At 55.0% G+C, this 13,992-nt stretch carries 10 protein-coding genes; 6 read left to right on the top strand and 4 right to left on the bottom strand.

The window, feature by feature from the left end:
• Positions 1 to 37 precede the first annotated feature (37 nt).
• A complete protein-coding gene (locus RDY34_RS07210) occupies positions 38 to 811 on the top strand; it encodes a ParA family protein (RefSeq protein WP_308074726.1) in 774 nt (257 codons plus the stop codon).
• A gap of 791 nt (positions 812 to 1,602) precedes the next feature.
• On the opposite strand, the gene rnhB is transcribed toward RDY34_RS07210, so the two are convergent.
• From rnhB to RDY34_RS07195, 3 genes are all read right to left on the bottom strand, one after another.
• A complete protein-coding gene (gene rnhB, locus RDY34_RS07205; protein ID WP_308074725.1) occupies positions 1,603 to 2,187 on the bottom strand; it encodes a ribonuclease HII in 585 nt (194 codons plus the stop codon).
• A 68-nt stretch (positions 2,188 to 2,255) separates the two neighbouring features.
• On the bottom strand, positions 2,256 to 4,151 hold the full coding sequence (gene mnmG / locus RDY34_RS07200; protein WP_308074732.1) for a tRNA uridine-5-carboxymethylaminomethyl(34) synthesis enzyme MnmG: 1,896 nt from the start codon (positions 4,149 to 4,151) through the stop codon (positions 2,256 to 2,258).
• 172 nt (positions 4,152 to 4,323) lie between these two features.
• Positions 4,324 to 5,751: an alanine/glycine:cation symporter family protein gene (locus RDY34_RS07195; protein ID WP_013448252.1), complete on the bottom strand. Its 1,428-nt coding sequence runs from the start codon at positions 5,749 to 5,751 to the stop codon at positions 4,324 to 4,326.
• A 159-nt stretch (positions 5,752 to 5,910) separates the two neighbouring features.
• On the opposite strand from RDY34_RS07195, the gene pdxA reads away from it, so the two are divergent.
• Entirely contained in the window at positions 5,911 to 6,900 is a 990-nt protein-coding gene (gene pdxA, locus RDY34_RS07190; protein WP_211709669.1) for a 4-hydroxythreonine-4-phosphate dehydrogenase PdxA, read from the top strand.
• 787 nt (positions 6,901 to 7,687) lie between these two features.
• Here pdxA and RDY34_RS07185 read toward each other — a convergent pair.
• On the bottom strand, positions 7,688 to 10,447 hold the full coding sequence (locus tag RDY34_RS07185) for an Rne/Rng family ribonuclease (RefSeq protein ID WP_308074724.1): 2,760 nt from the start codon (positions 10,445 to 10,447) through the stop codon (positions 7,688 to 7,690).
• A gap of 493 nt (positions 10,448 to 10,940) precedes the next feature.
• Here RDY34_RS07185 and RDY34_RS07180 point away from each other — a divergent pair, with 493 nt between their 5' ends.
• The 4 genes from RDY34_RS07180 to RDY34_RS07165 all read left to right on the top strand — a co-directional run bounded on the left by RDY34_RS07180 (position 10,941) and on the right by RDY34_RS07165 (position 13,971).
• A complete protein-coding gene (locus RDY34_RS07180) occupies positions 10,941 to 11,933 on the top strand; it encodes an RluA family pseudouridine synthase (protein ID WP_308184508.1) in 993 nt (330 codons plus the stop codon).
• A 200-nt stretch (positions 11,934 to 12,133) separates the two neighbouring features.
• A complete protein-coding gene (gene lpxB, locus RDY34_RS07175) occupies positions 12,134 to 13,306 on the top strand; it encodes a lipid-A-disaccharide synthase (RefSeq protein ID WP_308184511.1) in 1,173 nt (390 codons plus the stop codon).
• 7 nt (positions 13,307 to 13,313) lie between these two features.
• Positions 13,314 to 13,559 (top strand): hypothetical protein, encoded by a 246-nt coding sequence (locus RDY34_RS07170; RefSeq protein ID WP_118779547.1) that lies wholly within the window; start codon positions 13,314 to 13,316, stop codon positions 13,557 to 13,559.
• Position 13,560: 1 nt separating this feature from the next.
• Positions 13,561 to 13,971, top strand: a complete 411-nt coding sequence (locus tag RDY34_RS07165) for a hypothetical protein (RefSeq protein WP_308184507.1) — start codon at positions 13,561 to 13,563, stop codon at positions 13,969 to 13,971.
• The last annotated feature ends 21 nt before the right edge of the window (positions 13,972 to 13,992 follow it).

The following is a 13,992-nucleotide window of genomic DNA, read 5'->3' as shown; positions in this document are numbered from 1 at the left end:
TTTCTTTTTTCAACATCAGACGGGACACGGGTGGGACATGAGTGCGAACATCCTTGCCATCGCCAATCAGAAGGGCGGTGTGGGCAAAACGACGACGACGGTAAATTTGGCGGCTTCGCTGGCATCGCGCGGCAAACGCGTGCTGGTGGTCGATTTGGATCCGCAGGGCAATGCGACGACGGGCAGCGGCATCGACAAGGCGAGTTTGCAGTCCGGCGTTTATCAGGTCTTATTGGGCGATGCGGACGTGAAATCGGCGGCGGTACGCAGCAAAGAGGGCAGATACGCTGTGCTGGGTGCGAACCGCGCGCTGGCCGGTGCGGAAATCGAGTTGGTGCAGGAAATCGCCCGGGAAGTGCGTTTGAAAAACGCGCTCAAGGCGGTGGCGGAAGATTACGACTTTATCCTGATCGACTGCCCGCCTTCGCTGACGCTGTTGACGCTTAACGGGCTGGTGGCAGCCGGCGGCGTGATTGTGCCGATGTTGTGCGAATATTACGCGCTGGAAGGGATTTCCGATTTGATTGCCACTGTGCGCAAAATCCGTCAGGCGGTCAATCCCGATTTGGACATCACGGGCATCGTGCGTACGATGTACGACAGCCGCAGCAGGCTGGTTGCCGAAGTCAGCGAACAGTTGCGCAGCCATTTCGGGGATTTGCTTTTTGAAACCGTCATCCCGCGCAATATTCGCCTTGCGGAAGCGCCGAGCCACGGTATGCCGGTGATGGCTTATGATGCGCAGGCAAAGGGTGCCAAGGCGTATCTTGCCTTGGCGGACGAGCTGGCGGCGAGGGTGTCGGGGAAATAGGTCAATCCAAATCGGGCTGCCCGTGCCTTTATGCTGTTTGGCCGGGTGCGTTAATATGGCGGATTAAAATAAAAATACTTATATCGTCATTTATAGTGGATTAACAAAAACCAGTACGGCGTTGCCTCGCCTTAGCTCAAAGAGAACGATTCTCTAAGGTGCTGAAGCACCAAGTGAATCGGTTCCGTACTATAGTGGATTAAATTTAAACCAGTACGGCGTTGTCTCGCCTTGCCGTACTATTTGTACTGTCTGCGGCTTCGTCGCCTTGTCCTGATTTTTGTTAATCCACTATATCGTCATTCCCGCGCAGGCGGGAATCTAGGTCTGTCGGTACGGAAACTTATCGGGAAAAACGGTTTTTCCAACCCTGAGACTCCGGATTCCTGTTTTCGCGGGAATCCGGTTTTTTGAGTTTCAGTTATTTTGATAAATTCTTGCAGCTTTGGGTTTCTAGATTCCCGCCTGCGCGGGAATGACGAAATTTCAGTTTTTGATTTTTTGTTTTTGCGGGAATGACGGTTTGGAAGTTACCTGAAATTCAAAAAAAAAAAACGGAAACTGGACGGATTGGATTCCCGCCTGCGCGGGAATGACGGATTTTAGGTTTTTTTTGATTTTCTATTTTTCTCGGGAATGACGGTTGGGAAGTTTCCCGAAACTTAAAAACAACTGAAACCCAAAAAACTAAATTACCGCCTGCGCGGGAATGACGGTTTGGGTTCTTTCTCTTTGAAGTTGCGATGCTGGAAATGCCGTCTGAAGGCTTCAGACGGCATTTTCGTGCCGGTTTAAAACAAGGCCTGCTGCGAGAGCAGGTTTCTGACGGGGGCGAAGTCGCGGCGGTGTTCGGGCAGCACGCCGTATTGTTTGAGGGCTTCCAGATGCTGCTTCGTGCCGTAACCTTTGTGTTTGTCGAAACCGTATTGGGGATGGCGTTGCGCCAGTGCGTACATTTCTGCATCGCGTGCGGTCTTTGCCAAAACGGATGCAGCGGATATTTCGATGATTTTGCTGTCGCCTTTGACAACGGCTTCGGCAGGGATGTTCAAATGTTCGGGAATGCGGTTGCCGTCGATGAATATTTTTTCGGGACGCACAGCCAAACCGTCAACGGCGCGTTTCATGGCGAGCATGGTGGCGTGCAGGATGTTGAGGCCGGCGATTTCTTCGGGCCCGGCGGCGGCGACGTGCCACGCGGCCGCCTGATCTTTAATCATTTCGGCAAGCGTGTCGCGTTTTTTCTCGCTGAGTTTTTTGGAGTCGGTCAGTCCGGGCAGGTCGAATGTTTCCGGAAGGATGACGGCGGCGGCAAACACGCTGCCGACTAAAGGTCCGCGTCCTGCCTCGTCCACGCCGGCGGTCAGTATGTGCATGATGTTTCCTGTTGGGATAGTAGGAATGCCGTCTGAAAATGGTTTCAGACGGCATCGTACCGATGTGTTTATTTCGCGTCTTTAAACCCGCGCTTCAAATGCACCATCAGCAATGCCACTGCCGCAGGGGTTACACCGGAAATGCGGCTTGCCTGCCCGACGGTTTCGGGTTTGTGCTGGTTGAGCTTTTGCTGCACTTCTGCCGACAAGCCTTTGACTTTGCCGTAATCGATGCCGTCGGGCAGTTTTAAGGTTTCGATGTCGCGGCGGCTGTCGATTTCTTCGTTTTGGCGGTCGATATAGCCTTGGTATTTGACTTGGATTTCGACTTGTTCGACCACTTCGGCGGAGAGGCGTTCAGACGGCATCGCGCCTTCGAGCGTCATCAGCGCGGCGTAGTCGAGGTTTGGGCGGCGTAACAAATCGTGCAGGTTGGCTTCGCGGCTGAGTTTTTGTCCGAACACACGGATTTGTTCGTCTTCGGCGAGTTTTTGCGGCGTGTACCACGTTGTTTTCAAACGTTGGATTTCGCGTTCGACGGCTTCGCGTTTTTCGTTGAACATGCGCCATTGTTCTTCACCCACCAAGCCGATTTTGTAGCCGTCTTCGGTCAGGCGCATATCGGCGTTGTCTTCCCTGAGTTGCAGGCGGTATTCGGCGCGACTGGTAAACATTCGGTAAGGTTCGTTCACGCCTTTGGTGATGAGGTCGTCGACCAATACGCCGAGGTAGGCCTGTTCGCGGCGCAGCAGGAGCGGGTCTTGTCCGCGCACATATTGCACGGCGTTCGTGCCTGCCAATAAACCTTGCGCGGCGGCTTCTTCGTAGCCGGTCGTGCCGTTGATTTGCCCGGCGAAAAACAGTCCCTTAATGGTTTTGGTTTCGAGGCTTGCTTTGAGGTTGCGCGGATCGAAGTAGTCGTATTCGATGGCGTAACCGGGGCGCAGGATATGGGCGTTTTCCAAACCTTTCATACTGCGGACGAGCGCGATTTGAATGTCGAAGGGCAGGCTGGTGGAGATACCGTTGGGGTAGTATTCGTGCGTGGTCAGACCTTCGGGTTCGAGGAAAATCTGGTGGCTGTCTTTATCGGCGAAGCGGTTGATTTTGTCTTCGATAGACGGACAATAACGCGGACCCACGCCTTCGATTTTGCCGGTAAACATCGGGCTGCGGTCGAAGCCCGAGCGGATGATGTCGTGGGTTTGCGTGTTGGTATGCGTAATCCAGCAGGACACTTGGCGCGGATGCATTTCGGCGTTGCCGCGCACGGACATGACGGGAACGGGTGTGTCGCCGGGCTGTTCGGTGAGTTGGGAGAAATCAATCGTGCGTCCGTCGATGCGCGGCGGCGTGCCGGTTTTCAGACGGCCTTGCGGCAGCTTCAATTCGCGTAAACGTCCGCCCAGCGATTTGGCAGCGGGGTCGCCGGCGCGTCCGCCTTCGTAGTTTTCCAAACCGATGTGGATTTTGCCGGACAAAAACGTGCCGGCGGTCAGCACCACGGCGCGTGCTTTAAATTCCACGCCCATTGCGGTGATCACGCCGCTGATGCGTTCGCCGTCGAGTATGACGTCTTCGACGGCCTGTTGGAACAGTTCTAAGTTCGCTTGGTTTTCCAACATATCGCGGATGGCGGCTTTATACAAAATGCGGTCGGCCTGCGCGCGCGTGGCCCGTACTGCCGCGCCTTTGCTGGCGTTCAGGCGGCGGAACTGGATGCCGGATTTGTCGGTTGCCAACGCCATTGCGCCGCCGAGCGCGTCGAGTTCGCGTACCAAATGCCCTTTGCCGATGCCGCCGATAGAGGGGTTGCACGACATTTGTCCGAGCGTTTCGATATTGTGTGTGAGCAAAAGCGTCTGCGCGCCCATACGGGCAGCGGCGAGTGCGGCTTCCGTGCCTGCGTGGCCGCCGCCGACGACAATCACGTCGTAGGTTTTGGGGTAAATCATGTGGGTCATGTGTGTATTGCCTGACGGTTTTTCAGACGGCATTCCAAGCAGGATGCCGTCTGAAAAACGAAATGGATTCAAAAGTAAAGGGTTGGGATTGTACGCTTGTTCGCCCTGTTTTTACAGTGCGCGGAAAGAGAAAAGCCGCTTCGCGGGGAAGCGGCTCCGGTAAGGGCGGGATTTACCAAACGTCGGATTTGATGCGGCGTTTCAGGCCCGGATGTTCGGAAAGTTTGAACTCGGGGTCTTTGCCCATTTTCAGCTTGGCAGTGTAATCGCGCAGCAGCATAAACGCCAGTGGCGAGAGCAGCAGGATGGCGACAAGGTTGATCCACGCCATAATGCCCATCGCCATATCCGCCATATCCCATACCAAAGGCACATTGGCAACCGCGCCGAAATAGACCCACGCCAAAACCAGCATACGGAAGACGGCGGTAATCAGCCAATGGCTTTTGATGAATTGGACGTTGGACTCGGCATAGGCATAGTTGCCGATAACGGTGGAAAAGGCAAACATAAACAGGATGACGGCGAGGAAGCCCGCGCCCCATTGCCCCACTTGGCTGACGATTGCCGCCTGCGTCAACGCCGCGCCGCTCAAGTCGCCGTAAGGCTGTTGGTAAATCAAGATGATGAAGGCGGTGCAAGAACAAACGATGATGGTATCGACGAACACGCCCAGCATTTGAATCATACCTTGCGAAACAGGGTGTTTCACTTCGGCTGCTGCTGCGGCGTTCGGCGCGGAACCCATACCTGCTTCGTTGGAATACAGACCGCGTTTGATGCCCATCATCATCGTTTGCGAAATCAGACCGCCGAGGAAGCCGCCTGCCGCCGCGTCGAATTTGAACGCGCCCGAAAAAATCTGACCGAACACGTCCGGAATCATCGGAATATTGGTCAAAATGATGAAAAGCGCGATAAAGAGGTACAAAACCGCCATCAGGGGGACGACGATTTCCGCCGCTTTAGATACGCGCCTGATGCCGCCGAAGATAATCGGCGCGGTTAAAATCACCAGGGCAACGCCGACATAATGAGGCTCCCAGCCCCACGCCGCTTTGACGGTATCGGCGATGGTATTGGTCTGAACCGCTTCAAACACAAAGCCGAAACAGAAAATCAGGCTCAGGGCGAACAACACGCCCAGCCATTTCTGCCCCAGCCCTTGAGTGATGTAGTAGGCGGGGCCGCCCCGGAAATGGTGGTTGTCGTAGTCGCGGACTTTAAAGAGCTGCGCCAGCGAAGATTCGACAAACGCCGAACTCATACCGATTAAGGCGGTTACCCACATCCAAAACACCGCGCCCGGCCCGCCGACTTTGATGGCGATTGCCACGCCCGCGATATTGCCCACGCCCACGCGGCTGGCAAGACCGGTTACAAATGCCTGAAACGGCGTGATGCCGTGAGGGTCGTTCCCCTGTTTGCGGCCGCCGAGCATTTCTTTGATGCTGCGCCCGAACAGGCGGAATTGGACAAAGCCCGTGGTTACGGTGAAGAAAAGCCCCGTACCCAAAAGCATATAAACCAAGTATGACCACATCGGATCGTTGATGGCGCCGACCCAGCCGTGCAGCCATTCGGTAAAGTTCTCGTTCATATCGCTTCCTTAAAGTTGAAACCCGCACATATTGGCGGTATGTAAGCAGGGTTTAAATTTTGTAAACGCCCATTCTAGCAGATTGTCAACAAAATCAGAAAAATTTACATCGCCGCGCGGCTGCGGCGTTAGAATCGCATTTTGTTTGGAGCAAACACGATGAAACAGCCTGTTTTTGCCGTTACTTCCGGCGAGCCTGCCGGCATCGGCCCCGATATTTGTTTGGACTTGGCATTTGCCCGCCTGCCCTGCCGCTGCGCGGTATTGGGCGACAAAAACCTGTTGCGCGCGCGCGCCGAAGCCTTGGGCAAAAGCATCGTCCTGCGCGACTTCGATCCGGAATCAGGCGGCGCGGCATACGGCGAGCTGGAAGTGCTGCACATCCCTGCCGCCGAAGCGGTTGAGGCGGGCAAACTCAATCCCGCCAACGCCGCCTATGTGCTGCAACTTTTGGACACCGCGCTCGCAGGCATTTCAGACGGCATTTTCGACGGCATCGTTACCGCGCCGCTGCACAAAGGCATCATCAACGACGCGCACGCAAGCACAGGTTTTTTCAGCGGACACACCGAATATCTGGCGGAAAAAAGCGGCACGGGGCAGGTCGTGATGATGCTTGCCGGCAAAGGCCTGCGCGTCGCCCTCGTAACGACCCACCTGCCGCTGAAAGACGTTGCCGCCGCCATCACGCAACCGCTGATTGAAAGCGTCGCACGCATTTTGCATCACGACTTAAAACACAAATTCGGCATCAAAAATCCCAAAATCCTGGTCGCCGGACTCAACCCCCACGCCGGCGAAGGCGGACACCTCGGACACGAAGAAACCGACACCATTATCCCCGCATTGGAAAACCTGCGCCGCGAAGGGATAAACCTCGCCGGCCCGTATCCGGCGGATACCTTGTTCCAACCGTTTATGCTCGAAGGTGCGGATGCCGTATTGGCGATGTACCACGACCAAGGGCTGCCCGTGTTGAAATACCACAGCTTCGGACAGGGCGTGAACATCACGCTCGGACTGCCCTTTATCCGCACCTCCGTCGATCACGGCACCGCGCTTGATTTGGCGGCAACCGGCAGGGCGGACTCCGGCAGCCTGATAACTGCCGTGGAGACCGCCGTCGAGATGGCGCGCGGCAGCCTTTAAAGATGATAAAAGACCCGTCATTCCCGCGCAGGCGGGAATCCAGACCTTCGGGCAGCGGCAATATTCAAAGATTATCTGAAAGTTTGAGGTTCTAGATTCCCGTTTTCACGGGAATGACGGAATGTTGCGGGAATCCGGTTTGTTCGGTTTCGGTTTTTTTTGAGGTTTCGGGCAACTTCTAAACCGTCATTCCCGCGCAGGTGGGAATCTAGACCTTTGGGCGGCGGCAATATTTAAAGATCATCTGAAAGTTTGAGGTTCTAGATTCCCGTTTTCACGGGAATGACGAAAGGTTACGGGAATCCGGCTTGTTCGGTTTCGGTTTTTTTTGAGGTTTCGGGCAACTTCTAAACCGTCATTCCCGCGCAGGCGGGAATCCAGACCTTTGGGCGACGGCAATATTCAAAGATTATCTGAAAGTTTGGGGTTCTATATTCCCGTTTTCACGGGGATGACGGAATGTTGCGGGAATCATGGGAATGACGGAAGGTTGCGGGAATCATGGGCATGGCGAAAGGTTGCGGGAATGACGGGAATGGCGAAGTTTCAGACGGCATCGTCCACTCTCTGCCGTCATTCCCGCGCAGGCGGGAATCCAGACCTTAAGGCAGTGGCAATATTCAAAGATTATCTGAAAGTTTAGAGGTTCTAGATTCCCGTTTTCACGGGAATGACGGAATGTTTCGGTAATCACGGGAATTGCGAAGTTTCAGACGGCATTGCAGGTATCCGAAACCATGTAAAAAAGAGGTTCTGCGAAACAGAACCTCTTTTTGCCGCCGTCGGTTCAGCTTTGCCGGGTTTCGACTTGGATCATTTCTTCGGCAGGGACGGTTGCGGCTTCAGACGGCTTGGGCTGTTCGGAACGGCGCAAACCGCGTCCGGCTTGGACTTCGGGTTGAGCCACCCATGCCTTCAATGCGGCAGGGTCGGTTTCGATCAGGACGAGTCCGCCGGTTTGTGCGGTTTCCCGTGCCTGTTCCGCCGCAGCCGTAAAGGTTGCGGTTTCAGACGGCATTTCCTGTGTTTCGGCTTTCGGTGCTACGCCTTCGGGAAGGATGGCGGCAACGGCCTGACGGATTTTTTCTGCCGCATCATAAACCAGTGCGTCGTTGTTTGAAACGGCGGGAGATGCTGTCGGAACGTCCCTTTCTGCAACTGGTTCGGCAATGCTGACGGTAATCGGAGCATTTGCATCGTTTTCCCCGAAAACATGGGCGACAGCGGAACGGACTTTGTCGGCGGTATCGTGAATATTCAGGTACTGTTCGATTTTGGCGGCAGACGGGATATTGCGTTTTTTGCCGTTTTGACGGCGGTCGCGCTGATTGTTGCGCTCGCGGCGTTCTTTGGCATCTCGGCTGTCGCGTTCGCGGCGGTTGCGTTCGGATTTGGGCTTGCTGCCTTTGTCTTCTGCGGTATGCGGTTCGGACGGCGTGCTTTCCGCTGTCTGAACGGCTGTTTCGGCAACGGCGGCGGTTTCCGGCGCGGTTTGGCTGCGTTCGCTGCGGCTGCCGTTGCGGCGGCGTTTGCCGGTTTGCACTTCAGTTTCGGACGGTGCGGCATCTGCAACGGTTGCGGCAGGCTGTACGTTGCGGCCTTGGATTTCCGCTTCGTTGGCGCGTTCGGCGGCACGGTCGCCGCGTTCGCTGCGGCGGCGGTTGCCGTTGTTGCGCGTTTCGGCTTTGTCGGCGCGCGCTTCCTGTCCGGCAGTTTTGCCTGCCACTTCGCGGACTTCTACTTTGCTGCCTTCGCGTTTGCTGCGGCGCGGGTTTTGGCGGCGGTTGTTGGCGCGGCTGCCGCTGCGGTTTGCCGTGCTGCGTTTTTCGGAGGTTTCGGCAGCGGGCGCGGCTTGGGTTTCGCTGCCGCCGAAAATGCGTTTGAGCCATGCTTTGAAGCTGTCCCACCAGGAGGTTTTTTTCTCGGGGGCGGCAGTCGGGGCGGGGCTGGTGTGGCGCACGCCTTTGACGGCGGGTTCGGGACGGGCGGCTTTGGCCCTTTCGCTGCCGAACGGTTTGGCGGATTCGTCTTCTTCCGGCTCGGCAACGCGCTTGTAGCTCGGTTCGCCGTCTTCTTCTACGTCGTCGGTGCGGATGCGGTTGATTTCGTAGTGCGGATTTTCGAGGTGGATGTTCGGAATCAGGACGACGTTGACATCCAAACGCTCTTCCATCGCAAACAGCTCGGCGCGTTTTTCGTTCAGCAGGAAGGTGGCAACATCGACAGGCACTTGTGCGCGTACTTCGCCGGTGTTGTCTTTCATTGCTTCTTCTTGAATGATGCGCAAAACGTGCAAGGCGGTGGATTCGATGCCGCGGATGACGCCGGTACCGGCACAGCGCGGACACGCAACATGGCTGCTTTCGCCCAAAGCGGGTTTCAAACGTTGGCGGCTCAATTCCAAAAGGCCGAAGCGGGACAGTTTGCCCATTTGCACGCGGGCGCGGTCTTTTTTGAGCGCGTCGCGCAGGACGTTTTCAACATCGCGCTGGTGTTTCGGATTTTCCATGTCGATGAAGTCGATGACGACCAAACCGCCCAAGTCGCGCAGGCGCATTTGTCGGGCGACTTCTTCGGCGGCTTCCATATTGGTTTTGAACGCGGTGTCTTCGATGTCCGCGCCGCGTGTGGCGCGTGCGGAGTTCACGTCGATGGAAACCAGGGCTTCGGTGTGGTCGATCACAATCGCGCCGCCGGAAGGCAGGCTGACGCTGCGCGAAAACGCGCTTTCGATTTGATGTTCGATTTGGAAGCGGGAAAACAGCGGCGTGTGGTCTTCGTAGAGTTTCAGACGGCCTATATTGCCCGGCATGACGTAGCTCATAAACTCGGCAACTTGGTCGTAAACTTCTTGATTGTCCACCAGAATTTCGCCGATGTCGGGGCGGAAATAGTCGCGGATGGCGCGGATGAGCAGCGAGCTTTCCATAAAGAGCAGGTAAGGGTCGTGATGCGCTTTTCCTGCTTCTTCAATCGCCTGCCAGAGTTGTTTGAGGTAGTTCAAATCCCATTCCAACTCTTCCGCGCTGCGGCCGATGCCGGCGGTACGGGCGATGATGCTCATGCCGTTCGGAATGTCGAGTTCCGCCATGGCGGCTTTCAACTCTTGACGCTCTTCGCCTTCGATACGGCGGGATACGCCGCCGCCGCGCGGGTTGTTCGGCATCAATACCAGATAGCGTCCGGCGAGGCTGATGAAGGTGGTCAGCGCCGCGCCTTTGTTGCCGCGCTCGTCTTTTTCGACTTGGACGATGACTTCCATGCCTTCTTTGAGCACGTCTTGGATGCGCGCGCGTCCGCCTTCGTAGTCTTGGAAGTATGAGCGGGAGACTTCTTTAAACGGCAAGAAGCCGTGGCGGTCGGTTCCGTAATCCACGAAACACGCTTCCAGCGACGGCTCGATGCGGGTAATGATGCCTTTGTAGATATTGCCTTTGCGCTGTTCTTTGCCCAGCGTTTCGATGTCCAAATCCAGCAGGTTTTGTCCGTCGACGATGGCAACGCGCAGCTCTTCGGCCTGCGTTGCGTTAAATAACATTCTTTTCATGATCACCTCGTGGGCAGGCGGCGTTCAGACGGCACATGCCCGGTTCGGCACTCCGGAATGCTGGGTTTTCCGATGTTCTCGGATGGAACCGGTAATCAGTTTTTGAGTTGAAAATCCGCAGGGATGCACGTTCCGAGGAACCGTGTGCGGAAGGGTCGGATAAAGAAGGCTATAAAGATCGATGCGGCGGTCTGTCTGCCGCGTTCCGAACGCTGCGGTCGGAAAAATGGGTGCCGGCTTCTTCTTGTTATCGTGATGCCTGTGTTTTCGGGCGGTTTGCGTTTGGGACTTGAGCCCGGCTGCCGTCTTACTTCCGCGCCGAAACGGCAAAATCAATTCAAACTTGACTACGTTCTGCGCCTGCCGGCTTGGAACAGGCGCAGGGAAAATGCTTTGCGGAGTGCGTTTTTAATATAAAATTCCGTTTTAAAGTAAACCGTTTCAGGGGGCGCGGCGGGCGCGCTTTCTGCTGAAACGGACGTTCGGATTATAGATGAAAACGCACGAAATAAGCAAAGGTTCGGTCAGCCTGATAGCGGTTGCCGAACACGAGGCGGGGCAACGCCTTGATAACTATCTGATAAAAATCCTCAAGGGCGTGCCCAAGAGCCATATCCACCGCATTATCCGCGCCGGCGAGGTGCGGTTGAACAAGAAACGCTGCAAACCCGACAGTCGTATTGCGGAGGGAGATACGGTGCGGATTCCGCCTGTGCGCGTGGCGGAGAAGGAAATGCCGTCTGAAAGGCGTGCCGCCGTACCTGCGCGTGTGTTTGAGGCGGTGTATGAGGACGATGCGCTGCTGGTGGTCAATAAGCCTTCCGGCGTGGCGGTACACGGCGGCAGCGGCGTGAGTTTCGGCGTTATCGAACAGTTGCGCCGCACCCGTCCGGAGGCGAAGTATTTGGAGTTGGTCCACCGTTTGGACAAGGATACGAGCGGCTTGTTGATGGTGGCGAAGAAACGCAGCGCGCTCGTCAAACTTCACGAAGCCATCCGTAACGACCACCCCAAAAAAATCTACCTTGCGCTGGGGGTGGGCAAACTGCCGGACGACAATTTCCATGTCAAACTGCCCCTGTTCAAATATACCGGCGCACAAGGCGAAAAGATGGTACGCGTCAGCGAGGACGGGCAGTCGGCGCACACGGTGTTCCGTGTGTTAAGCCGTTTTTCAGACGGCATTTTGCACGGTGTCGGGCTGTCGCACCTGACTTTGGTGCGGGCAACGCTGAAAACGGGTCGTACGCACCAAATCCGCGTCCACCTGCAATCTCAAGGCTGTCCGATTGCGGGCGACGAACGCTACGGCGATTATCAGGCGAACCGGCGTTTGCAGAAGTTGGGTTTGAAGCGGATGTTTTTGCATGCGTCCGAGTTGCACTTGAACCATCCGCTCACAGGTGAGCCGCTGGTGTTGAAGGCGGAGCTGCCGCCGGACTTGGCGCAGTTTGCGGTGATGTTGGAAAACGGGACGAAAATGTGAACCCCGATGCCGTCTGAAGGCTTCAGACGGCATCGGGACGTGAAAGTATAGTGGATTAACAAAAATCAGGACAAGGCGACGAAGCCGCAGACAGTACAAATAGTACGGAACCGATTCACTTGGTGCTTCAGCACCTTAGAGAATCGTTCTCTTTGAGCTAAGGCGAGGCAACGCCGTACTGGTTTTTGTTAATCCACTATATGTGGGGACAGACGAATATGGTTGATAAAAAAAGCCCTTTGATTGCTGTTAGTGTCGGCGAAGCGTCGGGCGACCTGTTGGGGGCGCACCTGATACGCGCCATCCGAAAGCGTTGCCCGCAGGCGCGGTTTACCGGCATCGGCGGGGAACTGATGAAGGCGGAAGGTTTCGAGAGCCTTTATGATCAGGAGAGGCTGGCGGTGCGCGGCTTTGTCGAAGTGGTCAGGCGGCTGCCGGAAATTTTACGGATACGCAGGGGGCTGGTACGGGATTTGCTGGCTTTGCAGCCCGATGTGTTTGTCGGTATCGATGCGCCCGATTTCAATCTGGGTGTGGCGGAAAAGCTGAAACGGGCGGGCATTCCGACCGTGCATTATGTCAGTCCGTCGGTTTGGGCGTGGCGGCGGGAACGCGTGGGCAAAATCGTGCATCAGGTCAACCGCGTGCTGTGCCTGTTTCCGATGGAGCCGCAGCTTTATCTTGATGCGGGCGGACGTGCGGAGTTTGTCGGTCATCCGATGGCGCAGCTTATGCCCTTGGAAGACGACCGTGAAACGGCGCGGCAAACTTTGGGCGTGGATGCCGGTATCCCCGTATTCGCCCTGCTGCCCGGCAGCCGCGTCAGCGAAATCGACTATATGGCGCCGGTGTTTTTTCAGACGGCATTATTGTTGTTGAAACGCTATCCCGCCGCACGCTTCCTGCTGCCTGCCGCAACTGAGGCGACGAAGCGGCGTTTGGCGGAAGTTTTGCAGCGTCCGGAGTTTGCCGGATTGCCGCTGACGGTAATCGACAGACAGTCTGAAACGGTGTGCAGGGCGGCGGATGCGGTGCTGGTAACGAGCGGTACGGCGACTTTGGAGGTGGCGCTGTGCAAGCGTCCGATGGTCATCAGCTACAAGATTTCGCCGCTGACCTATGCTTATGTGAAACGCAAAATCAAAGTGCCGCATGTCGGCCTGCCGAATATCCTGTTGGGTAAGGAGGCTGTGCCGGAATTATTGCAATCTGAAGCAAAACCGGAAAAACTGGCGGCGGCGTTGGTGGACTGGTACGAACACCCCGATAAGGTTGCCGCGCTGCAACAGGATTTCAGGGTGTTGCACCTGCTGTTGAAAAAAGATACGGCGGATTTGGCCGCGCGCGCGGTTTTGGAAGAGGCGGGATGTTGAGCGGTTAATGGATTATCTTCTTGAAGCAGCACGTATTACAAAAAAAGGGGGAGAAATTGTGATTAATGGCACATCAAACAATAAGTATTTAAGAGGAATTCCAAATGAAGCAGAACTGGCCCGAATGGGATTAAGGTTAAAATATAATCGGCCGTTAAAGGAAGAGTTTAAACAACTGAAATTTCATCAGAGTAATGGAAAAGACTTGAGATCAACTGATTATAAAACCATTGTTTTTGAAAAGGTAAAATAATATGAAAACTTATACTATTCCAAGAAAAGATTATCAATTTCTGTATATATTTGAAGGTGCTCTATTAAACTATACTTTGAAAAATGATGAATTCCATATCATTGTCAATTGTGTGGATTATCCGGACTTACCTCAAGAAATCCCTATGCCTAATTATTCAGACTGGGTAAAAATTAAATTCAAGCAGTTCAGCTATCTGAAATTTATCTATGTATACGCTACGAAGAGCCAAGATAAAAAGATCAAAAATGTATTGGAGCTTGGCGAATTAAAGCAGGATGATGAAATCTTGGATTATGGAGGTACGCTGGAATTGATAGGCGGTAGGTATGATCTTCCGACCGGTTTTAGCATATATATAGTTTGCCGGGAAATAGAGTTAGAATTTTTAGATCAGGAGAGTTTCAATTAAACGAGCCGTAGCTTTCATGCT

Origin of the sequence: Neisseria polysaccharea (assembly GCF_963392925.1) — a bacterium.
Classification (GTDB): Bacteria; Pseudomonadota; Gammaproteobacteria; order Burkholderiales; family Neisseriaceae; genus Neisseria; species Neisseria polysaccharea.
This window is presented reverse-complemented; position numbering and strand designations above follow the sequence as displayed.